Origin of the sequence: Desulfomicrobium escambiense DSM 10707, from assembly GCF_000428825.1 — a bacterium.
In the GTDB taxonomy this organism is placed as follows: domain Bacteria; phylum Desulfobacterota; class Desulfovibrionia; order Desulfovibrionales; family Desulfomicrobiaceae; genus Desulfomicrobium; species Desulfomicrobium escambiense.
In genome coordinates this window covers 19,790-45,260 of record NZ_KE386805.1, presented here as the reverse complement: position 1 = coordinate 45,260, position 25,471 = coordinate 19,790, and the positions used below count along the sequence as shown (strand labels likewise).

Sequence of the window (25,471 nt, the reverse complement as noted above, 5' to 3'; positions counted from 1 at the left end):
GAGGAGGTCGGGGATCAGCTCTGGTACATCGACGGCGTCATCGGTTCGGCCCACGACGACACGCTCATCGGCGGTTCCGTGGGCGACGAGGCGTTCGCCACGCCGGACTCGTGGGCTTACCTCGCGGCGTCCAACCGGCTGGAAGGCGGTGCGGGCGATGATCTGCTCATGGGCCTCGGCGCTCCGGACACCCTGGACGGCGGCGAGGGCATCGACACCGCGGACTACAGCCTGAGCGAGGCCGAGGTCTATGTGGACTTGAACCTGCAAGACAGCCAAACGGCCCAGACCGGCGGCGGCACGGTCACGGTCACGCTGTCCACCATCGACGACGGGACCAACCAGGGGGTCCTCTACGGCGGCAACCATGCCTATGGCGACGTGCTCATCTCCATCGAGAACCTCACGGGCTCGGCCTATAATGACACGCTCATCGGCAACGGCGAGGACAACGTGCTCTCCGGTCTGGCCGGGGACGACAGCATGATCGGCGGCGGGGGAAACGACACGCTGATCGGCGGCTTCACGGATTCCATTGACGGCGGAGCGGGGTTCGACACCTTCCGCCTGGAAGGCCACGACGGCACCGGCAGCGCCCTTGACCTGACGGCCATGAACGTCGCGGGGCGGATCACCGGCATCGAGCAGATCGACATCGCCGGCGACGCCGACGACGCCAACACCCTGACCCTCAAGATCTCGGACGTGCTGGACACCACGGGCGGCACCGACACCCTGTGGGTGCACGGTGACGGGAACGACTCCGTGTCGACCACGGATACGGGCTGGACGCATGTCGGCGTGGAGGCCGGGGCCGACGGACATCAGTACGACCATTACACAGGATATGCTGGCTCGACCCTAGTCAATCTGATGATTGATACGGATATCGCTGTGCAGGACATTGTCCATCCATAATACCGATTCGAATCTCCGGCATCTGCCGGAGCTTTTCCCGAACGACGCGAAAGCAATGCGTGTCCGGTCTGCTTGGCCGGACACGCCTTTTTGTGTCCGTTCGCCGGGTTGAGCGGTCAGCGGGTTGTCCTGTGTGTTTCCCTTGCATGGCGATGCCAATTTGTTTGGGGTGGGTACGGGTAATAATAAGTAGATAGGAATTTCAAATATACATTATGCTCTGAATTCAGACTGTTGGCTATGCGCCTTAAGAGACTGTCAGAGAGGATATGTAGTCTGTTGATCAAAGAGGTTCCGCCCCATTTCGGTGCATAAAGGAGGAAAGGAGATGAAGTTCGGAAAATTGAGCAGGGATGTTTTGATGTGGATGTCTTATTCGCTTTTCGTTCTGTTTGCGCCGAGCCTGTCCTTTGGCCAGGCTGTCGTGATTGAGGAGCGTGGTCCGGGCATCAAACCGCTGGGGGCTGTGGGCGTTGAGTCGCTTCTGAACGATGTGTCCCGCGGTGGGGTGTCGTTGAATTCCGAGATTCAGGCTGCCATGGACAGCAACCCTGAATTTCTGAGTGGCAAGCACGCCTATGCCGCGTCCCACGAGGCATACCTGCAGAGCTACGGAGCTCTTCTGCCGCAGCTCGATTTCACCGCCCGGGGAGGATACGGGGTGCGTCGCAACGACACGACCGTGACCATGTATTCCGACGGCCAGGGCGAAGGGTTGAGCAATGAGCAGCGCCTTGTCCTGTCTCAGCTGCTTTTCGACGGTGGGTTGACGTCCTCCAAGGTGGCGGCCGACAAGCTGCATTCCAAATCCAAGAAGGAGGAACTCTACAACACCGCCGAGGACGTGGGCCTGAGCGCAACGCAGTACTTCATGGACGTGCTCCGCACCCGGGCCCTGGTGGACCTGTGCCGGAGCAACATCGCGGAACACGAGAAGCTGCTCGACCTGACGCGCATCCGGCTCAGCGGCGGTGGCGGGACGCAGGCCGACGTGACGCAGGCCGAGGCGGCCCTTGAGGAGGCCCGTTCCCGTCTCATCCAGGCGGACCAGGCTCTGGAGGATGCCGAGGCCGGTTATGCCAGGTTCTTCGGTTCCAAGCCCGGAGCCCTGACCATGCCTGACCCTCCGCTACATACCATTCCGCAGAGCGAGGCCATAGCCCTTGAACTGGCTCGCGACGGGAACCGGGCCCTGAAGGCGGCCCGTTTTGCCGTACAGCAGAAGGAAGAGGAGATCGAGTCGGCCCAGGGTCTGTACATGCCCAAACTTTATGCCAAGGCTTCGGCCGGTCGTTCGGATAACACCGGCGGGTATGAGTCCACCTACCACGACGCTTCGGCCATGCTGGAGCTGAGTTTCAACCTCTACAACGGTCGTTCGGATGAGGCTGCGGTGCGCAAAGCCAAGAACGACAAGCTTCGGGTTGAACAGGATGCCCTGAAGGTTGAGCGAGAGGTGGAGGAGGACATGCGCACGGCGTACAGCTTCTACAAGGCGACGGGCAAGCTCATCCCGGTGCTGCGCAATCTGACGGACGAGAATGCGCAGGTGGTCACGAGCTACACGGACCAGTTCCGCATGGGGCAGCGGTCCCTGGTGGATCTGGTGTCGGCGCAGAAGAGCCTGTTCAGTTCCCAGCAGGTCTACCTGAACGGCATGACGGCGCACACCTTTTCGCGTTACCGGCTGTGCATGCCCATGTCCCAGTTGATGAACACCTTGGGCGTGGACTTGAAGGTCACGGACCTGAGCGAAGAGAAGAGCAAATAACCGGTCGTAGCTGTAGGGAAGCCGGGTGGAAAGAATATTTCCGCCCGGTGGGTTTATCCGTCATTCGGTGGCCGGTCACCCTACGTTCCGGCCGTGGAGAGACGGAATTATCTTGGAATGATGTCATTGAAAAAAGTCGTCATGCCCTTGGAGAAGGGGCTGGCGACTTTTTTAATGATTTGAAAAGAGTAGATTCCACCCCTCTGGGGAATGACGCATGGGCTCGTTTGAGATTTTTTGCAGTGACTTCAAGGAATGATCCATTTCATGCACAAATTCCGAGAGCCCTCACGGATACGTGTGTGCATTTTCGAAGCGTCGGCTGAAAATTTGGAGATATTGTCTCCGCGATTCTCGGTTGCGACGGGGTGTTGCTGGAAATATGGATCATCCATGTTGAGCGTCCATGAGCCTGTAAGCCGCGACAGGTCAACTCTGGACGCGTTCGAGCAGGATGAATCAATGTGGAATCAGTCATTGCGAGGAGTCTTCGACGCGGCAATCCAGTTTTTCACGGTCTTTTCCGGTCGTATTCCAGTGTACGTCGAGGATGGATCTCGCGCGTTGCCCGACTAGGCCGCGCTGCGCTTGCGATGACGGTTCACTTGTGGTGATGCGCTCGGATCAACCTTCAACGACGTCAGTGGGCATCCGATGACGGCCAGGACGCTCTAAGCGGAAGAGCCGGAAAAATGCTGTTGAAACTGGGGTCAGCGCAGGAGAAATTGCAGTTCCTCTCGGGACAACAGTTTTGCGTAAGTGCCGCTGGCGCATTTCAGGGGGCGGACTGGTGTGTCCTGCTGTGTTCCCGTGGTCAAGAGTTGCTTGACTGCCTGGAGGAAACGTTCATGCCGGATGCGTTCCTCTTCGGAGGCATGGTCGATGGATGCATCGGATGCAGATTCGGTGACGGTCATGAATGTTTGTTAACGGGCTGGTGAGGTGCGGCAGCCGGGCCCGGGCCGGACTGTCGAATTCGGAGCCGCACGCTGATTGCCCAAACCGTATGTAAATTGGTGTATGCTGGGAACTGGTACGGATATGAATTTTTGTGCACCGGTGGGGGGTGGGTAAACAGTATGCCGGCGGCGTGTGATTCGGCGTGGCGTCACCCTCAAGCGCGCGGGCCGATTCAAGCTGGCGCTCAGGATGTTTGAGCAGGGCGGTGGGTTGCAAGCCGGCAACGTTGCGGCTTGGTAGGAACATGGGCCGCTCGAACGAACTCATGGGCGGCTCCATGGCGGCGTCCGACGCGTTCAGGCGGGCGGCGCGACCAAAGTCGGCAGACGTTGAAATAGTTTTCTTCGTCAGAGGATTGGAACAGCTCGCAGGTGGGCTGCCACAGGGGCGCCAAATTTTGTTTTTGGCGGCAGAAAACAGGAAAGCCGCCCTTTCGGACGGCTTTCTAGCGGCATTCAAGAATCATTTGAAGCGTTTATAAGTGGTGGAGCTGATCAGGATCGAACTGACGACCTCTTGAATGCCATGCCATAGTAACAAGATAATTTTATTGATATTATTAGGTCTTTTGCCAAAATTGAATGTCATTTTTTGGCTGTATTTGGTGAAACAGTGGCGGGCCTGCCAATAGGCAGCCAAAGAGCCGCCAAATATTCAAGGAATAGTAATAATGTTGCTAGAATTTGCGCCAGTAGACATCCATTAGGGTGCAGGATATCATCCAAACACGTCAATATATAGCACCTTTTCTGCGAATAGAACTAATCCGTGATTTTTTTATGACAGACATGTGTGTTACGTATGGATTCTTTAATTAAAAAAATTTATATTTCATTTATGTTCTTCAAAAATAACTTATAATTATTATCGGAGTTGTAAATGCATATTAAAATCAATTCGTGGCTCTTCGATAAGAAAATTCAAGGAATTAACGCAAGTTTTGATATGCGTGCTGGCGATTATGTATCGATAGCAAAAGATATTTTAAAAAGAAATCCATTTCAAAGAGACAGAGTAGATACTCATGGAAAAGTTTACGCATTATTAAAAAACGATATCCTTGAAGGATGCGTTATGCCCCCAATTATTCTTTCTACAACAACAGATTTTAATCAATCTAACGATATGATTGAATCTATTATAAAAAATGGCAAAGTGAATGGGTATGAAGATGTTTTGAATAAAATTGTTGAAGATGCTGTTTCTAAAAGCGAAGTCATGATTTTAGATGGTTTACAAAGAACTTATACACTTTTAGATTCTCAAGGTATAGCGAAGAGTAAAGGTGAGTTATATGAAGAAAAATTTAATAATAATGTTGTGAGGTTTGAAATTTATATTGGATTAAAAAAGTCTGGAATACTATATAGAATGCTGACGCTTAATACCGGGCAAACTCCGATGTCTTTTAGACATCAAATTGAAATATTGTATAGCGACTATATCGATAAGAGAGATTTGCCTGACGGCATCTCTATTATAAGGGACAATGACAATCAGAGGGCTAGGGGAATCGGAAAGTATAAATATCAAGACGTTGTTGATATGTTTTATGCTTATACTACAGCTTCGCCTAAGCCTCACGACAGGCTGTCATTAGTAAATCAAATGAAAGAACTTTTGTTTTTAGAAGAATATGAAGGGCAAGATGATATTCTCGAAATGCTAATCTGCTATAATAAATTTGTATTTAAACTTGACGAATTATCTAATGGGTGGAGCTTTGATAGTTCAAGAATCGAAAATCTTACCAGACCTTTTGGTGTTAGTGTAGAATCGATTTTTAGTAAATCTCAGGCTATGACAGGATTCGGAGCTGAAATAAAAAAGTTGCAACGAGTTAATCAAATAAAAAATGTTAACGATATTTCTATGATTTTTGATGGTCTGTTCTTTAAATCCTCTCCCACAGAAACTTTAGATTCACTTATTGTAATTTGAATGACTTTCTGATGGTCGTGACCGGCTTTCCACGAAATTCAATGATGTAGTTTGATTGTGCGACGCTTTTCATCATTTTCAATTTCTCAAGGAATGCTGGTCTAACAGGTACAATTCTGTAACTATTGGTTTTGCTCGCATAGATTTTCACCATCGATTTTTGGAAATCCACTTGATACCATTGCAGAGTGAGGAGTTCTGATGTGCCTGGCCTGGTTCCCAGGTTGAAACAAACTTCCATCGCCCATCGAACATGTGGTTCGGCACAGACCATGATTCTTCTCATATCTTCAACGGTAAGTTGAATCTCCCGTGGTCGCTCACGGATCCTCTGTCGAAGTTTCATTGGATTCGACTGTACAAGTCCAATCTGACAACCAAAGTTAAAGATCGAATCGAGATAGTCGCAGTACCTGTTCACGGTGACTTGTGACCGCGGTTTGCCTGTTTTTGGGCTTACTGCTTGAAAGTGTTTGATGAATGGCAAAATGTCGTTTATGTATGTCAGGTCATCGACAGGTGTATCTCTGCCAAGTAGTGGGAAGAACGAATTTTTCAAAAGAACAGCAACATTCTTGATGTGCTTTTCCGTTTTTCCTGATGCCAGCAAATGATCCAGGTGCATCCTCGCTAGTTTTCCAAAGGTTATTCCTTCTGGCTTTGCCTTTTCAGTGACGAGTTCTTGTTTAAGTGGTTCTGGTTCAACAATCGCATTGCCAAGTACCATGCCAGCTTCAATTCCGCATTGCCTAGCAGCATTGTCGAATTTTTCGGCTTGCAGCTTTGCCTCCTCTCCTCTTCCAAAAGATTTATCCCGCCGCTTACCTTGATCAAACCAATACACCATCCATCGACCATCGCGTTGATAAACACCCATGGTTCCTCCTTCAGTATGAGTTATAAAAAGAATGGGGCTTATTCAGCCCCAGATTTAAATAGAATGCATCAGAATTTCTTCAACTTCCTCTTCTTTTATTCCTAAGTAACGTCGAGTTATTGCAGGTGAAGAATGGTTGAGTCTCTTTGCGAGCACCTCCCAACTTGTTCCGTGGATTTTCCTTTGTTGATAGCAAAAGGTCTTTCTTAATGTATGCGCCCCAACATGAGTTTTAATGTTGAGTTTTCTGCACCAATCTTTGATGTAATTCATCACGGCATATGTTGTTAATGGGGAATTCTTGCCTTTTCTACTCTTGAACAGATAGTGTTCGGGGATTTTCGGAATATCATTCAGATAATCCTCAAGTGCACTAAAAATTTCAGAGTTAATGATGATGACGTTGTCTTTCCCTGTTTTTTTCTCTTTGATTGAAATTCTTGATCCAACCTTGCATTCAAGCACGTCGCCTATTTTCAAGGCGAGAATGTCCTGTGCCCGTAATCCGGTGTTGATGCCTAAAATGAACAGCAATCGATCACGAGAATTGTCTTGTAACAACTTTTTGATACGTTTTATATCTCTCTGTTCTGTGATAGCTTCAACTTTCATTTTTAATCTCCCAATTATTGTTTTCAAAAGGAAACCAAACGAAATCTGACATTCAAAACAAAGCTCAATCACCAAGCATATTCCTGGGACTTCTTATCCGCTTAATATCCTTGAAGATTGAGCTTATATTATTGTGAATGTAAGTTTTTATTAAAAATCTTACATTTAAAATTTTATATCTTTATAGTTTTGTTGAAAATAACATGACCATAACTTGCTCAATAAAGGAAAAGAAAAATGCCATGTATTACCATGGCATGTTAAAAGATGAGAAATTATAGCTTTTCAAGAATGATTCGATTGTCTTCAGAATAAACAGAGAATTCATCATCTTCCTTGAATTCAAAATCACCCAAATCGTAATTCTTAAGAATCAGCTTGATTGTTCCATACTTTGTAACCTTCGCCTTAGAAGAACTGTTCATGTAAAGACCAGGAATTTCGTAAAACTGCTTGTCTGAGCTCATCAGCTTCAAAACATACTGCTTCAGAGTCTGTTTGTGCTTAATGTCCAGAGCCTTCATGATTTGAGTAGCATTATTTCCCTCTTTAATTGCTTCACGAAGTTTTGCTGCATTAAACTTGCTTTCAATCTTCTTTTTCTTGGTCGTTTCTTCAGCTTTGGTTTCGCCCATGATATTTCTCCTTACATGTTGATGTGTTAGGATTAAATATCTGTATTTCTGAACCAAAAGTGACGAATTCTGACATGCTTCAGTAATTTCCAGAAAAACACCCCGTAGAAATTCGCATGGAAATGGCCCAGGACGAGTGATTGTGCCGCTAGGTAGGTCAATCATCCAGATTTTATGTAGACAAGGCTCAGAATCGAAATATGGAGGTTGTTTTTCTCCAGGGACCTGAAAATTTTGGGCACAAAAAAAGCTTCCTGCAGAAACAGAAAGCTGCCGTTATTCAATTCTATGTCAAACAGCATCGAATAATGACCCACCATCGGCGTCCAATTCTGACCCCCTCCGGGCGTGTCTGTAAGCATCCGGCCAGAGGGCTGTGCGATGACCGCATCAGCGTTACTGGACGGATGTCCTTTGCCTCAGTCTCCAGCTCTCGTTTCCTGTCTCGATGATCTCGCAGTGATGGGTGACGCGGTCCAGCAACGCCGTCGTCATCTTGGCGTCCCCGAAGACCTGTGACCATTCGCCAAAGCTCAGGTTGGTGGTAATCATCACTGACGTCTGCTCGTAAAGCTTTGACAGCAGATGGAAGAGCAGTTGCCCGCTGGACCTAGAGAACGGCAGGTAGCCAAGCTCGTCCAGGATGATCAGGTCGAAGCGGGCAAGGGTGTCGGCCAGGCGCCCGGCCTTGCCCTCAGCCTTCTCCCGTTCAAGCTTGTTGACCAAGTCCAGCAGGTTGAAGAAGCGGACCCGTGCCCCGTTGCGGATGCACTGGGTGCCGATGGCGACGCTCAGGTGCGTCTTGCCGGTCCCCGTGCCGCCGACGAAGACGACGTTTGTCCGCGCCTCCATGAAACCGCCCTGGCACAGCGTTCTGATCCTGCCCTCGATCACCGTCGAGGACGGGAAGTCAAAGCCCTCCAGGTCCTTCATCACGGGAAACTTGGCGATCCCCAGCCTATATCGGATGCTGCGCATGTGACGCTCGGCCTTCTCCGCCCGGAGCAGCGCGAGTAGGATCTTCTCCGGTGTCGAGCCGGTTCTGCGACCTTGTTCAAGCAGTTCGTCATAGGCGCTGTGAGCCCCGTTCAGACTCAGTTCCTTGAGCATGCCCAACACGTCATTGCGCAGCATATGCACCCCGCAGGAGACGGTCGTAACGACCGCAGTCGGCAACAGGCATGCATCCGAGCTCCAGACGCGAAGGGATGCTGACCACCGGCGCAGGCTCGACATCCTGCTGGCGGTTGAGGATGCTCAGAACAGCATCCTTGCTCACGGTGCGCTGGTTCAGCGCCTTCCGGCAGGCCTCAGCGACCACGTCGAGGCCATGGCTGGGGACGGCGGTGAGAATCCCGGCGAACTGACGGTCCCAGTCGTCGTAACGTCGCAAGACCTCGCGAACCTGTTCGATGGCCTTGGGCAATGCCCACGCCGTAAACGGGGCTCCGTTGCGCAGCGCCCCTGGCTTGCGATCAAGCAGAGGGACGTAGTGCCAGGGATCGTAGATGGTCTTGTCGCGGCCGAACTCCCGCTTGTGTTCGGCGATCAGTTTGCCGCCTTCCACGACCTTGAGCCTTCCCGCATAAGCCTTGACCTGCACGACTTTCCCGGCCGCTTCGCACGGCACGCTGTAGCGGTTGCGATCGAAGTGCACCAGACAGGTCGAAGACACCCGACAATGCTCCAGGCGGTACCCGTCGAACTTCTTGGGAGGCCGGATCAACATCTCACGCTCTGCTTCAAAGACTTCCCAAACCGTCTTCTCACGCAGTTCCGGATGCTTTTGGGTCTTGGCCCAGCCCACGGCCCGCTCAAGCAGGTATTCGTTGAGTTCCTCGATGCTGGCGAACTTCGTGCGACCCGCCAGAAAGCGTTTACGCATGAGTCCGACCGAGTTTTCTACCTGTCCCTTTTCCCAGCCGGCCGCAGGAGTACACATGATCGGCTCGACCAAGTAATGGGCGCACAACTCTTCGAAGCGCGGGTTGAGTTCCCGGAGTTTGCCGCGCAGCACTTTCGACACGGCGGTGGTCATGTTGTCGTAGATGCCGTGGCCGCATGCGCCGCCAATGAAATCGAAGGCACTATTGTGGGCCTCGAAGACCATCTCCATGGTCTCGCGGGGAAAGCCCTGACAGAAGAGAAAACGGCTATGGCACAGGCGCATGTGCGACACCTTGACGGCCATGGGCAATCCGCCGATCTCCAGTTGATCATGGCTCCAGTCGAACTGGAAAGCCTCGCCTGGCAAGAATTCCAGAGGCACGTAGGCATCCGACGACTTGAGGCCCGCCTCCTCTTTCCAGCGCCGTATGAACCGTCTCACGGCGTCGTAGCCGCCCTCGTAGCCTCGTCCCTGAAGTTGCTCATACAGGACTTTCGCCGTGCGCCGATACTTCTTGGGCTGCTTGGCGTCGTGCTCCAGTTGCTGAACAACCCAGTCCGTAAATCCGTCCATCCTCGGCATGGGCTGGACCGTACGATGATATTCAAACTTGGTCGCGTCGGACCTGAGAACCTTGCGGACCGTGTTCCGACTCAGGTTGAAGTCCTTGGCTATCTGTCCGATCGACTTCTCGTCTCGACCATGGGCCAGCTTAATCTTGCGTATCGTCTCCACAGTCAGCATCTCCTCGTTTCCCTCCATGGCGTTCAGTCGAACGACCTTGAAGGGCTTGACGGAAGGGGTCAATTTTCGATGCCGATTACTGCGTGAGGTGGGTCATTATTGCATGCCGATTCACAAAAGGAAGGAGAGTAATGGGATGCTCAAAGAAAAAGGGGCCATTAAGACCCCTTTCTGGTGATTTTGATTAATCTTCTAGAATGTAGTCGATATAGTCTGCCGAATCATTAGATGTAATGCGTCGAATGAAGTACTTCCTGCCGTTGCTGCCGTTCGATCCCGGAATAACCTCAAGATTTGCTTGTTCAAGAATATTCTTACAATCCTTCAAGTTTCTGGACAAAATTGAAGGGTTTGAATTCACCAAATCAGGATCTTCGGCGATATCCCTCAACTCATTTTGAAGATCAAACATCGTTCCTTCCCAATATTCGTTGTTTTCCATGAATTTAATCACAAGAGAAGCAACGGGAAAGCTTTGTAATTTCAAAATACCTTTGTTTTTTAAGTTATTGGTCAAAGCTGTTTCGAATTGTACCCTGCTGAATCCAAGTGCTTGGGCAGCGGCAATGCCTATTCTCTGGAAATCTGCAAGCCTGATGTATTCAGAAACTTTTATATCTCGATATGTTCTTAATGTTTTAACTGTTGCATCAAGGATTGCCCCGATTATACTCGCCCTTTTGTCCTCAAATATTTTATCCAATATTTCTTCAGCATTTGAATCTTCTTTTGTTTTGTGTTTTTCAATGACGATACATCGATCAAGAAGATCAGAAGCTGGATTGCCTAATGAAACGGAAACAAGCATGACCGGTTTTTTTATGCTAAAGGTAAAGTCATCATCATTTGTGTACTGTTTTCGTTTTGTATAGTCTGTTCCTGTAAATGTGGCACAGAGCAAGTCTGATATTTCAACGTTGATCTTGGTGAAGTTGTCGAAAAACGGGATCGCGTGATGGTCAATGATCTGGGCCATCTCGCCGGTATTCCGATACATGAAGTTTCCCCTGGGTACTGGGTCAATGATTCTTTTGAGACGCAAAGCTAGGAACGTTTTTCCAGAATTTTTTTCACCGACGATCCACAGATGGGGTCTAGGTATATTCGTAAACAGAGTTGATACGAGCCAGGTGCCGATCATGATTTGCTCATCGACGTTGCTTATTGAGAAGATTGAGAAAAGATCATCAAGACTTCCGCCCTTTGTAGGAGTTGGCATACTCTCCTGATGGGTAAACTTCCTGAAGATCACAGGTGAATTTTGAATTATGCTCCAATCTGTCGGTGTAATCTTGATGATGTCACCATTAGAATTTTGTGTATCAATGAAAATTTCATCACCAATTCGAGCAATCCTGTTATGTACATCAACCTGCTTGCTATTGTTTAGCGCATGAAGGTTGAGGATTGGGACAAGGTTTTTGATGTCAGTTTGTTTCAGAACTTTGTGGTATTTAGTTTGAAAATATGTTTGCACGTAGGCGATGAATTCAGACGATTCAATGTGTTTCCACTTTTTCTTATTCTGAATTTCGACTTCGCAATAAACGGTTTTGTTCTGATCATAGCAATAATTCATCTGCTGAATGATCGTGCAGACTGTATTGCTGTCTAACTTTGTGGAAGATCCGGGTGCCGGTGCCATAATCTGTGTCGGAATAGGCGTATTATTTGAGTTCATGTTTATCCTTGGCTTGACTGCCTATAAATGGGGGGCCGGTGTTCGGCCCCCGGTTCGTTTGTGAGAAAAAATTCCCAGCAGTCTGGAAATTCCTTTCAAGGATCAGAAGACAATTCCATCTGAAATGTGGATATTGGTTACGATCTGACTCAAATCGTTATAATAGACGGCATTTGCCAGCTCGCGGGAGAGCCCGGCTTTCAGTCCGAGGAAATCATCCATGGTTAAGTCCAAGCGTGCCTTAATGAACGATTCAAAAACGTCTATGTCCCGGTAATCGTAGTAAAGGATCGTTCCTTCTCGTTTTTGACCAAGGTATTCCGGGAAGTAGAGGATGTCAGTTTTGTTCTGTTCCTGCCGTTCATCATTCCAAAACCTCACAACTCCTGTCGTCGAATCATCCAGCCAAGATTTTGAATCGCATGAATAGGCAGGACACCCCGCAAGCAAATCAAATTCCGTGATGCCGAATAGATGAACTTTCACCCCATGATTGTAAAGACGATATACGGCAGGAAACAAATTGCTTGGATTCCTCCGTCCTTCACACTGCCCGATGGCAATGTATTCTGGATTATGTGAAAGATAAGATGCGATTTCACCATTATTAAGGTTATGAATCACTGGTGCCACATCAATGTTCAGTTCTGCCATGTCGAGAAAGTGTTCGTAATTCTTTTCGAATCCATCTGGACCAAATTCAAAATCTGGACTGAAGATAATTTGATAACGATCTTTATGCTTCTCGCAGTGCTTCTTGAATTTGTGCAAAAGTTGACCTGTCGTCATTCCGATGTTCGAATTCAAGGCTGAAAACGCTCCATTGTCGAGAATAATCGTGCTGATGATTGATTCAAAATTCTTCAAAAACGCTTCATAGTTATTTGGCAGGATCGCCATGCTTACAAGGATATTCAGCCGAATTCCTTCGCATCTTAACATCAATTCCTGCATAAGCTTCGCTGAAGGCGAAGATAAGTATACTTTCACGGTATTCTCCTGAAGCCCTCCCGGTTTGTCGGGAGGGCTATTTCGTATTTATATTAGAGCTTCAGCATGTCTTTGGGTGCTGCTAAGGTTTGACGGAGTGCAAGCAATGTATTGATAAGAATGTCAAGTTTTTCAAAATCAAGATTGATCTTGGAGGGTGCTTCGGCCAAAGCTATATGAACAGTCTGATGCAGTTTTTCAATTTCTGCGTTTACATCTTTGACCTTTTTTTCTTTGCGTACATTGTTCTCGGTTTTACTTTTAGGATTGCCTTGATTGTCGCAATCAATGTCTTCGACGAAGTATTTGCGATAATCTTCCTTGCGTTCCTTCATCCCGACCATCTTGTCGATATCCTTTTTGTCTAATGAATTACCTTCATTCATTCTCGACAGGATATCGTTCAGCGTGATTTCGTTGAGTCCTGCTTTCTTGACTCTATGGTGCAAAATTGCAGCTTCGCATTTTTCGGTAAAATCATATGCCACACCATGTGCCATAGTTTGATGATCAACAGAATCAATGATTGCCTTGATGGGGTCTTTGTCATTAATCATTCCCTTCTTTTCAATTACCCTAGCAAATTTTCCGAGCCTATCAATTCCGAGATGAAGGTGCTCTTCAACGTTATCAATTTCAGCAATATTCATATACACTGCAAGCGTGTTTGGATGAATATGTTTATCCAAATTTTTACGACGGTATATAGTCCATGCTTTTTTCGTACAATCGTTCATAAGAACATCTTTTTTGATTAAATTGGCAATTACGCCAGTCTGCAATCCAACCGTTGCGATGTACTTTTGAGCTTTTGTGATGTTGGACTGGCTATTGCTGTTGACATCAAGAAGTTTATTCAACTTCTCATTCGTACTCATCTTGGAAACAGACTCCTTGAGAAGATTCATGACAGTGGAAGGGGTCACATCCTTTGCCAGTGCCTCATCGATGCTGGTAGGAATGCCGCCGATTCCGCCTGACCCGCCGATCATTACTTCCAAGATTTCGGAGTCGTAGTTGTGCTGCTCCTTTTTGGAACAGGACACATCAATCTGTACGTTTTGAGACTTTTCATCACCAGGAAGGCTAAAATTCGAAGGCGGGGTGCAGCCAGGGCCGCCAGTAGACCCAGGCATGGAGAGGGGGGGGGCAAAAGGATTCAGGGGAGCGGAAGTGGTCGAAGTTTCAAAGGCCATATTTATTACCTCCAAAGGGTGGCGCGTCTTCCAGGATGGAAATCAATGCGCCGTTAATAAACCCTTTGGAGCAGTCTCCGTGCCAAATTAGCAAAATACTATATGTATCTGTAATGATGATGGAAATGCGTGTGCTATTCCAGGATGACGATGCGTTTTCTAGGATGTTTATTAAATTTTTTTAAATCATTTTTTAAATTTTTTAAAAAATCGTTCTGTGACACCCATACGTCGGAATAGCCCGTAATGCTGGCGATTTCTGTTTGGAAACCCCTCTTCATGCCGATGTGGTTGCAGATTGTTTCCAAATATAGCTCTTCGAGCATCTTTCCATTTATGTCTGTGATCAAAATTTCTTGAACATAAGCTTGGCCTTGATCGTTGCCAAAGTATTCTTTCAAAAAATTGTTTCCTTTATTGAAAGAATACAAATCTTCTATAAACGAGGATTGCGTGATTTCAATATTTTCAAAGCCTGTTAAATATTTTAATGAACATTTAAGTGCTTCTTGAAAAATATCTGGCCACCTGTGGGCGTCTTCGATGTTTGATTGACATATATTAGTGATAAGTGATGTATGAATGCATCTTGCGAAAATATTATCGTCATGGTGCTTGAATCCTTCTATGAAGCACATGTCGGCAAGATCGATTGTTGGATTTATGGGGATCTCGTTGAAGGATAAATTTCTATCGTACTCCTTGTGATTGATAAATTTGCTAAGTTCTAATATGTCATGATTCGCTTTTTCGTCTTGGAAAAATATTTTGCAAAAAATTTGAAATCCACTAGTTGCTTCCCTAAATTCTAGGATGTTTAGTATTTCGAAGTTCTCGTGTTTGTTCTTCTCTGTTGTTCGAGTGTTAAATTTTTGATTATTTGCTATTAGTAACCCTTCAAAGCACTCGAAAGAGAGTCCACTAAACTTAAGACATTGTTCGATTTTTCTGTGATTAATTTTTGCCGAAAGTAGTTTTTCTTTAAGCTTGTCTGCTTTATCAAATGCAAAAGATGTGACGCTTTCATCAATCGACATATAATAATACATTCTAGTTTTTTTATCGCCTGTTACTGATAATCCTGAAGTTTCTTTAAGTTCTCCTATTAGCTCTGCTGTGTATTCAAAGTTTTCATCCATTGCACGGCAAACTCTTTCAATTTCTCTTACATTTCCTGGCCAGTTGTAAGAAATTAAGCTAAGTATGGTTCCTGGAGGTAGTATCTTGAACAATGAATCGTCAAATTGGTTTATATAGTATAAAATATCACCTCTTCTTTTATGAATTGGTGGGATTGAAAAAATTTCAAATCTATACCATAAATCATCTCTGACTTCACTTTTTTTTACATTTGTGGTTGCAATAATTTTGCTTTCTAGTTCTATTGGCTTGATGCAACCAAGTTTTGAAAAATTTCGATTTTCTATGGCTAAAAGAAGTTTTGCTTGAAGATTTTTTTCCATCTCTCCCATCTCTTCAAGCACAATGATTCCGTCTCCTATGGTTTCGAAGTAGCCAGGAGTATCATGCCGTGCCCCAGTGAATGCACCTTTTTTGTATCCAAATAATAAAGACTCAATTAATTCTGAAGGCAATGCTGCACAGTTAATATATACAATTTTAGGAGTTTTTTCATAAAATTTTTTGTATATACTTGCGTAGTAATCAACAAATAAACTTTTACCAACTCCTGTTGGTCCCTGAATAAGTAATGGCTTGGACTGTTTGTAATCTTCTTTTCGGAAATCTATCAGACATCTTATTCTGAACCGTCTTACAATTTCTGCTAGACCTGGGGGGACAATCCATTTGTTTCTTGGGCGCCATTCGTTACTAACGCTTTTAGTCATTTGGCTTCCATTGGATTGTGTAAAACTGAGTTTTTGAATATTTTGCATATATGGTAATAATCAGCAGTTATTGGTTTCATGTAAATATTTTCTGAACCATGCCCATGTCCTGCTAGTAGCAAGGAAAATAGGGGTTTGCCAAGTTGGCAAGCATCAAATCGATAAAATTTGAGTGGATTCAGAAAAGGTGATCAATAATTCACAGAAGGCTGTGAATTTGAGACGGGAAAAATAAGACCAAAATGGCCAGTTTAGTGAAACTGGCTGAAATTTCGACTAATTTTACGATTCCGGTGGGGTCGTGGGAGATTTTTGGTCTTTGTTGGATTCTGATTGGTCTAGGCGGCTAGCACCGCAACGGAATTGTCTTGCTATTTCCACTGAAGGGGTGATTTCTAGGAATCGATGCCTCAAAATCGTAGGATTTGACTTTTTAATTTACCACTTATTGGAGAAAAATAGACGAAATGCTAGTGATAGTTCCCACATTGATGGATTTATGTGGAGGTGAAGGATTTAGGCGGGCGACAAAATCCCCTAATGGGTGGGTGGTCTGGATTGTTCATCGGTTGTTTGGGGCATGTAGGCTATGACTGTCCTTGGATTAGCTGTAGCGCCATTTCAGGTAATGTGTTTGCTTGGGCGAGCATAGCCGTTGCCGACTGCGTCAAGATCTGGCTTTTGACGAACTCGGTCATCTCTTTTGCCATGTCGGCGTCAGAGATACGAGATTCAGCGGCTTGAAGGTTCTCAGCCTGGATCTCAAGGTTGGTGATGGTGTTTTCAAGGCGGTTTTGGGTAGCTCCAAGGGATGCTCGAATTTTGTCCTTGTAGGTTATCGCGTCATTGATCCTTGTTAATGACTTTTGGGCTCTTTCTTGTGTCTCGACATTGATTATTGGTTCATAAACTCTTGCATAAACGTTACGGTTTCCCTCATGGTTCGATTCGTATGTTGCTATTAGTCCTCCACCCATTATTGCCGAAATACCGTATGGTCTTTGTGTCCCATTTTCTGATTGGTTTAGAATGCTATTCGTTCCAATTTTTCTCCCTAATTCATCGAAAAATTGTATCCCAACACCGATACCGTCAGCATCTACAGGGGCACGCCACGTAACTGCGAATCCACCTTCGTTAAGTCGTGACACCGAAGGGACAGACTGTTCGGCTGTTATGGGTATTTCAAAGTCATTAATTGTGAATTCTTCACTAAAAAAAGACCCGTCTGAGTTTAAAATTCTACCTTTAACATTACTTGTGGCAACTGTGCTAAAATTTCCATTTACATCGCTCCATGTTATGACAAATTTGCCACTATCAAGTGGGGCAATGCTATGAAAATTTTGTAAATCAGAAGTTTTTGTATTTACCAAATTTTCAGGACCAATAAAGTTTCCATTCGCGTCTACTACTTGCGAATATATTCCCCAGTTGCTCCCATCTGGGGCAAACCAGCTAATTGCAATATTGCCATCCGTCAGGGTTGTGATATTTGCGTATCTCTGATCAAGGGCAGTGCTTGTGTTAATTCTAAATTCGTCTCTAATGATTGATCCATCCTGACTGTAAATTTTACCATATATCCCATCGTCAGAGCCATCTTGCCCAGACGATGTCCATGCAACAAAGTATCCTCCAGATGGCAGCGCAGTGATGTCTGGTCTATATTGGTCGCTTGCCGTGGCTGTATTGATCTGAACTTCTGGTCCCATAAGGCTCCCATTCGCATCAAATCGTTGTAGATATGCGCCACGGCCTGACCCATCCTGATTAACAGAGTCCCATGCAACAATAAATGTTCCGTCTTGTTGTGCTGATATTCTTGGATATTGTTGATCGTTCGTAGTCTCTGTATTTACCAAGAATTCATCTCTAATTACGGTTCCAGTTGGAGATATAATTTTCGCGTATATCCCGTATCCAGATCCATCTTGGTTTTGCGACATCCATGTTGCAACAATATTTCCATTGTTTAATGATATTACTCGTGAATCTGTCTGAATTCCAGGAGTATATTCGTTTATTAGTAGTTCATTTCCAGGTTCATAAAATCCTGTAAAGTTCTCTTGAAAATTTCCAACGGCAGAATTGTTTGGATCAAAAAGATTTGATATGTTTGCACCTAAAATTTTTGCATCATAATAATCTTCTGCGGCATCGTTTGAAGTCCCAAAATGAACTCTGAGTGCGCCAGTTGATTCACTTGCTGAACCGTTAAAATTTGATGAAAGATCTCCATTTAACAAATGTATACCATTGAAATCAGTTGATGATGCGATTCTTTGAATTTCTTTTGCCATTTGAACGTATTCTTCATTAATGATCGCTCGTTGATCAGTAGAATAGGTTCCCGTCGCTGCTTGCGTGGCCAGTTCTTTCATTCTGATCAACTTTTCGTCGATAATTTGAAGGGCGCCGTCCGCCACCTGGATCATCGAAATAGCGTCGTTGGCGTTTCGAATTCCCTGGCCGAGGCTTGCAATATCTGCCCTCATAATTTCACGAACTGCTAATCCGGCGGCATCATCCGCAGCAGTGCCGATTCGCAGCCCTGATGACAGTCTTCGGGTTGAAACCCCGAGGCTCCCATAGTGGGTAGATAAATTCCTGGCTGTGTTGATCGCCATCAAATTATGATTGATTGTCAGTGACATACAGCAAGTTCCATTGATTTTATGCTGATCTGTTTTTATGATGCGTTTTTTTCCTTTGGCTCACAGGAAACCTTTGTGGCCAAGCGGATGCGTCAAAAAACGCACTATAGCTGCTATTTTAGAGCAAAAAGTAAACCATGGTTGCTTAAAAGAAATTTTTACTGGGCATAAGCTATCCAAAAAGGATGGTCTTATGGTCAATCTTCTTGAATTATTTGGGAAAAGAATTCGAGGACTCAGACGCGCGAAGGAGTTGACCCAGGAGCAGCTGGCGGAAATTGCCGGGATATCCCTGCAGAATATGGGAGAGATCGAACGAGGCAAGGGGAATCCGACCTTGGTCACGGTGGAAAAACTTTCCGCCGCCTTGGATGAAGACCTATCCAGCATCTTTGATTTCGGCAGTTCTGTCCTGACGAAAGAAAAAGCTGTTCAAGAATTGGAGGGCCTGCTGTCAGGTGCGACCAGAGAACAGGCCCAGGCAATTCTTGTCGTGGCTCAGATTATTCTTCAGGAGAAGTAGTCTGTTCCGGCGGGGTAGACCTAACCATCAGCCCTAGCCGTTCACGGAACCTCGCCGTTAAAACCATGCCTATCTCTGAGCAAGCATAGACAAGCCTTTCCTCCCTTCCATCAACAGAACCCATCAACAAAAACAAATCTTCCAAAGAACGAAGACAAACAATCAAATCATCATAGCAAGAAAGCTTATCAAAATTTTGATTGGTCATTTTAATCATCCTCTGGAAGCATAATCGTCATTACTGGTTCTCGGTCATCTCCTGGGCCAACATGAGCAATGATTGTTGGTTTGTCATATCCTCCTGATTCGTTCAGAAACAACACTTCAAAATATACACGGTCAGAATCTTTGCTATTTTTAGCAGCAAGATATGTCATCCAAAGAAGATCATGAAGACGACCCTCGAAGGATTGCCCCATATCTTTCAATTTTTCTGACGGTTCAAGGTATCTACCTAGAAGTGTTGCAGTAATAGCCGTAGGAAGGCGGAAGCCCCTTTGGGAAGCAAGGGCGGTGATGTCTATTAATACGCCATCTGCAATTGCTTCATTCCTGCTGTAGCTGCTGATCAGTACCCATTCTTCGTCCATGTTGTCCTCCGATGATAAAAAGTGGTGAGATTTCGGAGGGATAACCTGGCTCATGGGGAAGAGTCACGGTGTCCAAGGGAAAAATCACAGGACCCTGGAAATCGTACATTCCAAGTCTCCTGGGATTTTGGAGCCGGGAGCTGCCCAACCATGGGAAACGGGGGGATCGGCCCAGGAAGGGGTTGTTTTGTCCCAAGGAGGGGGCTGGATGGGGGTGCCGGGAAATCCAAATCAATGTTGTCATTTTTATGGGCATTAAATATGTTGAGCATAAGCACGAGTTGCTTTACCCAATTTCAGAAAGAGGAATTTCAGGTTGATTGATAACAAGCTTCCCAAGCAAGCCGTAAATGAGCTCCATCGAAAGGTTGGGAGAAATATTTTATTATACCAAAAAATTGAACTCGCAATGAAGGACTTGATAGCGAAGAACAATACTTCAGGAAAAACAGACGAGTTGAGTAAGATATTTGAAAAAAGGCTTCAGGATAACGGGAAAAAAACACTTGGCGGATTGACGCAGAGTTTTATTAATGATTTTTTCAAGAGTGGTGAAAAATGTGAGCACAAATTTGATGATAAGCAGCCTTCGATTGGCTTGAATATATCGATTAATACTGAAGATGTTTCTGAAATTGAAAAAAAATATCAAGGTGTTGTTTCATCAAGAAATTTTATTGTTCATAATTTTTTAGAAAGATATATATTTGCCTCTGTGGAAGATTGTGCTGAGGCGGAATTTTATTTAGATTCCGAGTATGACAAAGCCAAGCTATTTCTGAATGACTTGTTAGGCATTTACGATTTATTAAATGAATTCGCTCAAAAACTACAAAGTGAAAGTGAGTATATTGTAAAAAGAATTCAAAAATTTACTGATGCTGATGGAATAAGTAAGCATATGGCTTCTGATGTGATCCAAGGGCTAAAACGTGAAGACGGCTGGATAGTTCTTTCAAATGCCTCAAATATATTGAGGGCAGAGCATCCAGAGTTATTTGCTGACATGAAAAATTATGGTCATAATTCGCTGAAGCAAATCATGAATTCTTCAAATTTATTCGAATTCTATAGCGAAGAAACCTTGAAAGGCGGAAGGCGTGACCTGTTTAGGCTGAAATGATGATTGTTGTTGATAAGTGGTGATAATTTGATGAGATAATTGATTAGAATTGAAACTAAAATTGAAGGAGATGTGCTATGGTTAACGCTAGTCCAAAAATTAAGAGAAAAGATGTTAATATGGAAGAACTTGGAGAAAAGCTACTGGAGTTTGTTCAGGAAAATTCACCAGAGAAGATGGAACTTGATCTTATTAAAGCTAAAAAAGCGTTTGTCATCAATAGGAACATTATATTTGAAGCATATGCTTTAGGGCCAGAAGAACTCAAAAAATACAAGATCGTTGAAGGCAAGACTCCTTCGCCGTTAAAAGAAGTTGAGCCTCCATGCTTAAGCGGCAAAGGAACGATTACCATCAAGAAGTATTATGTTGACGAGTACAACGAGAAGTACTCTGACAATAAAATCACACAGGATAGTTCTTTTGATGTGGCTTTCGAGGATGGGAAGATTATTCTTGCAAAAAACTAGCTGGAATTTATCGATTTTTAATAACCGAGAAAGGGGCTTGTGCTTCTTTTTCGGTTTTTTTAGGCTCCAATGTTTGGGGAAATAAACGCAGGTAGTAATAATTAAATCAACATTGAAAGAGTTATGTGCTTAGAATTTTGTTCAATATTTATAACTCGAACATTTACAACTTGATTTATATTTGCTGAAAATTCTCTACCATTACTCCGGTTTTTATTCATATTGTTAAAATGTAATAAGCCGTCGACGCCGCCAAGATCTATAAAAGCTCCATATTCAGTTACATTTTTTACAATTCCTGGAATAAATATGCCGTCCAATAAGGATTTGTGAATTTCTTTCCAGGTTTGAATTTGTGCGGCTTTTTTGCGCGAAACAACAGCAGAATTTGTTTCAATGTCAATTATAATATATTCATGAAGTTCATTTTCAAGATTATTTAAGATTTGGGTGGATAATTTATTGGGGTACATCTCAGAATAGGGGCAAAATGTTCGGCATTTTAAAATTTTTATTATATATCCACCTTTTACCTCGTCAACTAGTCTCCCTTTTACAATATTTTTTAAAGTATAGGCATCTCTTATCTGTCTAGAAATACGCTGATGTGACTTGTTGTTTAAATTGTAATTTAAATTTTCAACGTGATGTTGTATATAGCGAGAAGCTGTTTTGTACATGAATTAGGTGTTCCATGTGATGGTAAAAGGAGTATTTACGCCAACTTTGATATCAACTGGCAGTCTGCTTTCTCGAAATTTTCCAATTAAATTCGTAATATGGTTAAAGTTTGTTCTGTTTGTTTTTGCCTTCATTTTTAATACGATTTGAGATTTGTTTTTCCCAGTGAAATCATTGTTGAGTCCAAGTAGTGCCTGTCGAAAATGATAGTTACAATAAGATGTGCCATCAATTACATCTGCCTCAGACGTTACTAGATATTTATTGTTATAATTTTTAAATATTAAGTCAATTTCAATTCGGAAGCGAGCGGTGTTCACTGTGTCCTCGATTGTGTATTCAGATTGCAGATAGATATAGTTGCTGTGGTCTGTGTTTTAAAAAAAACTAATCTCGGAGTTAAAATGTTTTAGGGTTGAGTATCGTCTAATAATTTTCCCTATATCATAAATAAGAGTATTTAGTTCTATATAGTCTTGAGGGATTTTTTCAGAAAAATTGTCGATGCTGTATGTTTTTTTGATGATCCAGTTGTTTTTCCATGATTTGGAAGGTTCAAATTCAAAAAACGAAATGTCAGAGAATTCCGGCAATGTTTTTAAGTCGTTAAAAAATGTTTCCCGATATTGAGTTTTAAACACTCCTGTGAATTCAATTGCAAATACAATTTGTTTCTCACTATTAGTGTTATCAAGAGTGATGGAGAAAATAATTGGAGCTATGTCTTTGCTAGACATGCCCCATTGAGCAGGGGAAAAGGCGAATGCTAATTGATTAACTTGAAGTGGGAAACTTATTTTGTCATCAAGGGCAATTAACTCTTTTTTCAAATCAGTATACTTGCTAGAAAGTAGTGTTTTTAGAATTTCGTTATTAAAATTATTATCCTTCGCAGTAATTTGTATGTTTAGTATTTCTTTAGAGTTGTTGAATTTGTCAAAAATCGCATCAAACCACAAGAATGAAACTTCGCCATCCTTAAGCAATATTAGATCTAGGTCATTATGATGTGCGAGTCTGTTTCGCAAGTCGTTGATTTTTGAAAATCGCTCTCTGAAAGTTTTTGGGTCCATAAATACTTTCGAAAAAAATGGCCAATTGTGGTCTGAAGTAATTATTCTTAGGTAATCCGTCATTTCTAGATTTTTTACCAGAAACTCAATATTGTTAATATCGAAGTCGTTACTCGGATTTTTCTTCTTTAATAGATTTATTCTTAGTATTACTTTGTCATATATTTGTTCGCTGAAAAATTTTTTTAACGTAAAGTCTGTTTTTAAATAAATTTTTGAAATTATTTTCCTTATTTTATATTCAAAATTTTGTATTTTAAGAAATGTACTGCTGTTATCTGTTTCTGTTTCAGCAGCAAAATCAGGGTAAAAACTTGATAAAAACTTCGTTACTCCATCTTGAATTAGTTTATTTCTTGAAACAATAAACTTTGAATATGATTCAAAATCGGGTGACCACAAATTTTTATCTGTCGGGATATATTGTTTATTAAGTTCTTCCTCGGATACTTCTGGCAGATAAAGCGATGGTCCTGCGTCCGAAATTGATTTGTTAGTTAGCGAGGTTATATAAGCAATATTGCCGACTTGATTTGAAAGTGTGGCAACACTCGTACCAATATTGGTTGGGATGATCCTGCTTAGTAGTTTTCTAGAAAAAACATGATGAGTTTCAATTGAATACGTGTTGAGGCCAACCTTTGATACTAATGGGAGCGACGGGTCAAACCAGTCATGTGGTTGATTTGCAAGAATTGATAATTTTATGATCTTGGAAATTGTGGTTGTTAATCCTTTTTCTTTAATGTCATCTAATGTTGGGTATATTCTATTTCCTCTTTGCTGTGCAATTTCTTTTATAATTTGGTCAAATGAGTTTCTTTCTCTTATAATTCTTACGTCTTTCTCGAGGGTAGCTTCTGTTGCTCCAGAGTAGCGTCCCCATAGCATCGCAACAAGTGTGTAAAATATGCATTGATTTCTTTGTCTTTCAGTCTGAAATTTATTGTTATTTTTAACTAAATAATATGCGGCTAGCATGAATGAATGTGTCGAAGAAAATAGACTTGTATTAGCTACAAAAGCTATTTGTCTCCATATTCCTGAAATGTAATCGAGAGCTTTTTCAAGATTTTTCAATGCCTGTTCTAATTTTGATGAGCTTGTATTTTTAAGTTCAGTATATTTCGCTTTTTCACAGGCAATGATGTTAAGGCATCTTACTATAAACTCTTTGTCAAATTCAAAATCAATAGCTTTATATTTGTCGACAAGTCGAGCAATTTCGCTTTTTGCACTTGGCCATGTGATTACCATAATAGCCATGGCTAAATCTGTCTCTGATAACCGTGTTCCTTCTGAATTTAATGAGTTAAACATGTCCACTACTTCTCGAACATCAGGTTCGTCTACAATGGATATGTAATATTTATAATTTAAGATTTCTTTAAGTCTAATTATTTTGTCTGGGTATAAGCTAAAAAGATCGGGGTCGTGAGAGGATTCTATAATTGTGTCAACGTCATTGTTGTAAATTTCTCTGATGCAAAGCATTTGTCTATGCTTAATTTTATCATATTTTTTTATAATTTTAAATTCTTCAGTTTCTAAGTCAAAATATAATTTTGGAACTTCGTTGTTTGATAAGATCCAATGTGGTCGTTTTCCTGTTAGTGTTAAATACAGCGTTGTGACCCTTTGTTGTCCATCAAGAATCAGATTCGATTCATTGTTTAAATTAAATTCTTTTTTAATGTATTGCTTAGGCGCACTCCACATTATCAATGATCCAGTCGGATATTTTTTGTATAGTGACTTAAAGTATTTTTCTACTTGTCCTGATTTCCAAACATAGCCTCTTTGAAAGTCAGGTAATAAAAAGTCTTCTTTTTCCACGGAGTGAATTATTTGCTCAACTGTTTTTAACGACATTGTGTTACCTTGTGTCTAACAATATTGCATTAAATGAGGTAGAAGATCATGGTTGTCATACAAGTCATTTTTGATATATTATTATAAATTCGGCCTTAAAGATCAAGCAGTCTTTGAATTTTACCACACCTGAATAGAAGATAATGAGGGCAACAGAAAACAACCCCTTGAAAATTTTCAAGCGGCTCTGTTCATTTTTGCTTCTTCAGGGGGAAGGAATAGATCGTCGGCTGGCCCCATCTGGGGGAGCCAACAATTTTGTTTGGCGGAGGAAAACAAGAAAGCCGCCCTTTCGGACGGCTTTCAAGCGGCATTCAAGAATCATTTGAAGCGTTTATAAGTGGTGGAGCTGATCAGGATCGAACTGACGACCTCTTGAATGCCATTCAAGCGCTCTCCCAGCTGAGCTACAGCCCCAC

General features: G+C 43.5%; 21 protein-coding genes, 1 tRNA gene and 2 pseudogenes. 6 read left to right on the top strand and 18 right to left on the bottom strand.

Going from position 1 to position 25,471, the window contains the following annotated elements; all coding sequences use genetic code 11:
* Together G394_RS21480 and G394_RS0117245 are read left to right on the top strand one after the other, a co-directional pair.
* A partial coding sequence (locus G394_RS21480) for a calcium-binding protein (protein WP_028578707.1) occupies positions 1 to 918 on the top strand: 918 nt, incomplete at its 5' end.
* A gap of 328 nt (positions 919 to 1,246) precedes the next feature.
* Entirely contained in the window at positions 1,247 to 2,689 is a 1,443-nt protein-coding gene (locus G394_RS0117245) for a TolC family outer membrane protein (protein ID WP_084435815.1), read from the top strand.
* Between the two features lie 710 nt (positions 2,690 to 3,399).
* On the opposite strand, the gene G394_RS21360 is transcribed toward G394_RS0117245, so the two are convergent.
* On the bottom strand, positions 3,400 to 3,606 hold the full coding sequence (locus G394_RS21360; RefSeq protein WP_156902683.1) for a hypothetical protein: 207 nt from the start codon (positions 3,604 to 3,606) through the stop codon (positions 3,400 to 3,402).
* A gap of 922 nt (positions 3,607 to 4,528) precedes the next feature.
* Between G394_RS21360 and G394_RS21355 the strand changes: the two genes are divergently transcribed.
* Entirely contained in the window at positions 4,529 to 5,590 is a 1,062-nt protein-coding gene (locus G394_RS21355; protein ID WP_156902681.1) for a hypothetical protein, read from the top strand.
* Here the strand turns inward: G394_RS21355 and G394_RS20990 are convergent.
* From G394_RS20990 to G394_RS20970, 11 genes and pseudogenes are all read right to left on the bottom strand, one after another.
* Positions 5,577 to 6,467: a tyrosine-type recombinase/integrase gene (locus G394_RS20990; protein WP_084435813.1), complete on the bottom strand. Its 891-nt coding sequence runs from the start codon at positions 6,465 to 6,467 to the stop codon at positions 5,577 to 5,579. The genes G394_RS21355 and G394_RS20990 overlap by 14 nt on opposite strands.
* Positions 6,468 to 6,521: 54 nt before the next feature.
* Positions 6,522 to 7,079, bottom strand: a complete 558-nt coding sequence (locus tag G394_RS20985) for a tyrosine-type recombinase/integrase (protein WP_084435821.1) — start codon at positions 7,077 to 7,079, stop codon at positions 6,522 to 6,524.
* Positions 7,080 to 7,354: 275 nt separating this feature from the next.
* A complete protein-coding gene (locus tag G394_RS0117220) occupies positions 7,355 to 7,714 on the bottom strand; it encodes a hypothetical protein (protein WP_028578701.1) in 360 nt (119 codons plus the stop codon).
* Between the two features lie 396 nt (positions 7,715 to 8,110).
* A complete protein-coding gene (istB, locus tag G394_RS0117210; protein WP_028578700.1) occupies positions 8,111 to 8,848 on the bottom strand; it encodes an IS21-like element helper ATPase IstB in 738 nt (245 codons plus the stop codon).
* The gene (gene istA / locus G394_RS0117205; RefSeq protein WP_028578699.1) at positions 8,835 to 10,346 is read right to left on the bottom strand and encodes an IS21 family transposase; all 1,512 of its coding nucleotides are present in this window, start codon (positions 10,344 to 10,346) and stop codon (positions 8,835 to 8,837) included. Before istA ends, istB begins: the two co-directional genes overlap by 14 nt.
* Before the next feature lie 184 nt (positions 10,347 to 10,530).
* Complete coding sequence (locus G394_RS21350) at positions 10,531 to 12,027, bottom strand: hypothetical protein (RefSeq protein WP_156902679.1); 1,497 nt, start codon at positions 12,025 to 12,027, stop codon at positions 10,531 to 10,533.
* Positions 12,028 to 12,129: 102 nt separating this feature from the next.
* A complete protein-coding gene (locus G394_RS21345; RefSeq protein WP_156902677.1) occupies positions 12,130 to 13,017 on the bottom strand; it encodes a hypothetical protein in 888 nt (295 codons plus the stop codon).
* Positions 13,018 to 13,070: 53 nt separating this feature from the next.
* Positions 13,071 to 14,213 (bottom strand): hypothetical protein, encoded by a 1,143-nt coding sequence (locus G394_RS0117195; protein ID WP_156902675.1) that lies wholly within the window; start codon positions 14,211 to 14,213, stop codon positions 13,071 to 13,073.
* Positions 14,214 to 14,347: 134 nt separating this feature from the next.
* On the bottom strand, positions 14,348 to 16,063 hold the full coding sequence (locus G394_RS20980; RefSeq protein ID WP_169725589.1) for a sigma 54-interacting transcriptional regulator: 1,716 nt from the start codon (positions 16,061 to 16,063) through the stop codon (positions 14,348 to 14,350).
* A gap of 587 nt (positions 16,064 to 16,650) precedes the next feature.
* Positions 16,651 to 16,953, bottom strand: a pseudogene (locus G394_RS21695) (flagellin); the annotation flags it as partial.
* Positions 16,954 to 18,138: 1,185 nt separating this feature from the next.
* Positions 18,139 to 18,720 (bottom strand): annotated as a pseudogene (locus G394_RS20970) (flagellin N-terminal helical domain-containing protein); the annotation flags it as partial.
* Between the two features lie 37 nt (positions 18,721 to 18,757).
* Here G394_RS20970 and G394_RS0117185 point away from each other — a divergent pair.
* On the top strand, positions 18,758 to 19,243 hold the full coding sequence (locus G394_RS0117185) for a helix-turn-helix domain-containing protein (RefSeq protein WP_245578378.1): 486 nt from the start codon (positions 18,758 to 18,760) through the stop codon (positions 19,241 to 19,243).
* Here the strand turns inward: G394_RS0117185 and G394_RS21340 are convergent.
* Together G394_RS21340 and G394_RS20965 are read right to left on the bottom strand one after the other, a co-directional pair.
* On the bottom strand, positions 19,224 to 19,451 hold the full coding sequence (locus G394_RS21340; protein ID WP_156902674.1) for a hypothetical protein: 228 nt from the start codon (positions 19,449 to 19,451) through the stop codon (positions 19,224 to 19,226). The two genes, G394_RS0117185 and G394_RS21340, sit on opposite strands and share 20 nt — an antisense overlap.
* Position 19,452: 1 nt before the next feature.
* Entirely contained in the window at positions 19,453 to 19,833 is a 381-nt protein-coding gene (locus G394_RS20965) for a DUF6573 family protein (protein WP_084435809.1), read from the bottom strand.
* A 316-nt stretch (positions 19,834 to 20,149) separates the two neighbouring features.
* Here G394_RS20965 and G394_RS21335 point away from each other — a divergent pair, with 316 nt between their 5' ends.
* Both G394_RS21335 and G394_RS0117180 read left to right on the top strand, forming a co-directional pair.
* Positions 20,150 to 20,956 (top strand): LOTUS domain-containing protein, encoded by an 807-nt coding sequence (locus tag G394_RS21335; protein ID WP_156902672.1) that lies wholly within the window; start codon positions 20,150 to 20,152, stop codon positions 20,954 to 20,956.
* A gap of 77 nt (positions 20,957 to 21,033) precedes the next feature.
* Positions 21,034 to 21,426, top strand: coding sequence for a hypothetical protein (locus G394_RS0117180; RefSeq protein ID WP_028578694.1), 393 nt, complete (start codon positions 21,034 to 21,036; stop codon positions 21,424 to 21,426).
* A 101-nt stretch (positions 21,427 to 21,527) separates the two neighbouring features.
* On the opposite strand, the gene G394_RS20960 is transcribed toward G394_RS0117180, so the two are convergent.
* The 4 genes from G394_RS20960 to G394_RS0117175 form a co-directional block, all read right to left on the bottom strand.
* Entirely contained in the window at positions 21,528 to 22,106 is a 579-nt protein-coding gene (locus G394_RS20960) for a S1 RNA-binding domain-containing protein (RefSeq protein WP_084435807.1), read from the bottom strand.
* A gap of 3 nt (positions 22,107 to 22,109) precedes the next feature.
* Positions 22,110 to 22,427 carry a hypothetical protein gene (locus G394_RS21330; protein WP_156902670.1) on the bottom strand — a complete coding sequence of 106 codons (318 nt, stop codon included), beginning with the start codon at positions 22,425 to 22,427 and terminating at the stop codon, positions 22,110 to 22,112.
* A gap of 57 nt (positions 22,428 to 22,484) precedes the next feature.
* The gene (locus G394_RS20955; RefSeq protein ID WP_084435805.1) at positions 22,485 to 25,052 is read right to left on the bottom strand and encodes a DUF262 domain-containing protein; all 2,568 of its coding nucleotides are present in this window, start codon (positions 25,050 to 25,052) and stop codon (positions 22,485 to 22,487) included.
* Positions 25,053 to 25,393: 341 nt separating this feature from the next.
* Positions 25,394 to 25,469 (bottom strand) — tRNA-Ala (locus tag G394_RS0117175).
* Between the last annotated feature and the right edge of the window lie 2 nt (positions 25,470 to 25,471).

Bases quoted from the DNA above. Each gene is read 5' to 3' on its own strand.
- G394_RS0117245 (WP_084435815.1), top strand. From the start codon at position 1,247: ATGAAGTTCGGAAAATTGAGCAGGGATGTTTTGATGTGGATGTCTTAT.
- G394_RS21360 (WP_156902683.1), bottom strand. From the start codon at position 3,606: ATGACCGTCACCGAATCTGCATCCGATGCATCCATCGACCATGCCTCC.
- G394_RS21355 (WP_156902681.1), top strand. From the start codon at position 4,529: ATGCATATTAAAATCAATTCGTGGCTCTTCGATAAGAAAATTCAAGGA.
- G394_RS20990 (WP_084435813.1), bottom strand. From the start codon at position 6,467: ATGGGTGTTTATCAACGCGATGGTCGATGGATGGTGTATTGGTTTGAT.
- G394_RS20985 (WP_084435821.1), bottom strand. From the start codon at position 7,079: ATGAAAGTTGAAGCTATCACAGAACAGAGAGATATAAAACGTATCAAA.
- G394_RS0117220 (WP_028578701.1), bottom strand. From the start codon at position 7,714: ATGGGCGAAACCAAAGCTGAAGAAACGACCAAGAAAAAGAAGATTGAA.
- istB (WP_028578700.1), bottom strand. From the start codon at position 8,848: ATGCTGCGCAATGACGTGTTGGGCATGCTCAAGGAACTGAGTCTGAAC.
- istA (WP_028578699.1), bottom strand. From the start codon at position 10,346: ATGCTGACTGTGGAGACGATACGCAAGATTAAGCTGGCCCATGGTCGA.
- G394_RS21350 (WP_156902679.1), bottom strand. From the start codon at position 12,027: ATGAACTCAAATAATACGCCTATTCCGACACAGATTATGGCACCGGCA.
- G394_RS0117195 (WP_156902675.1), bottom strand. From the start codon at position 14,213: ATGGCCTTTGAAACTTCGACCACTTCCGCTCCCCTGAATCCTTTTGCC.
- G394_RS20980 (WP_169725589.1), bottom strand. From the start codon at position 16,063: ATGACTAAAAGCGTTAGTAACGAATGGCGCCCAAGAAACAAATGGATT.
- G394_RS0117185 (WP_245578378.1), top strand. From the start codon at position 18,758: ATGATGCGTTTTTTTCCTTTGGCTCACAGGAAACCTTTGTGGCCAAGC.
- G394_RS21340 (WP_156902674.1), bottom strand. From the start codon at position 19,451: ATGACCAATCAAAATTTTGATAAGCTTTCTTGCTATGATGATTTGATT.
- G394_RS20965 (WP_084435809.1), bottom strand. From the start codon at position 19,833: ATGGACGAAGAATGGGTACTGATCAGCAGCTACAGCAGGAATGAAGCA.
- G394_RS0117180 (WP_028578694.1), top strand. From the start codon at position 21,034: ATGGTTAACGCTAGTCCAAAAATTAAGAGAAAAGATGTTAATATGGAA.
- G394_RS20960 (WP_084435807.1), bottom strand. From the start codon at position 22,106: ATGTACAAAACAGCTTCTCGCTATATACAACATCACGTTGAAAATTTA.
- G394_RS20955 (WP_084435805.1), bottom strand. From the start codon at position 25,052: ATGTCGTTAAAAACAGTTGAGCAAATAATTCACTCCGTGGAAAAAGAA.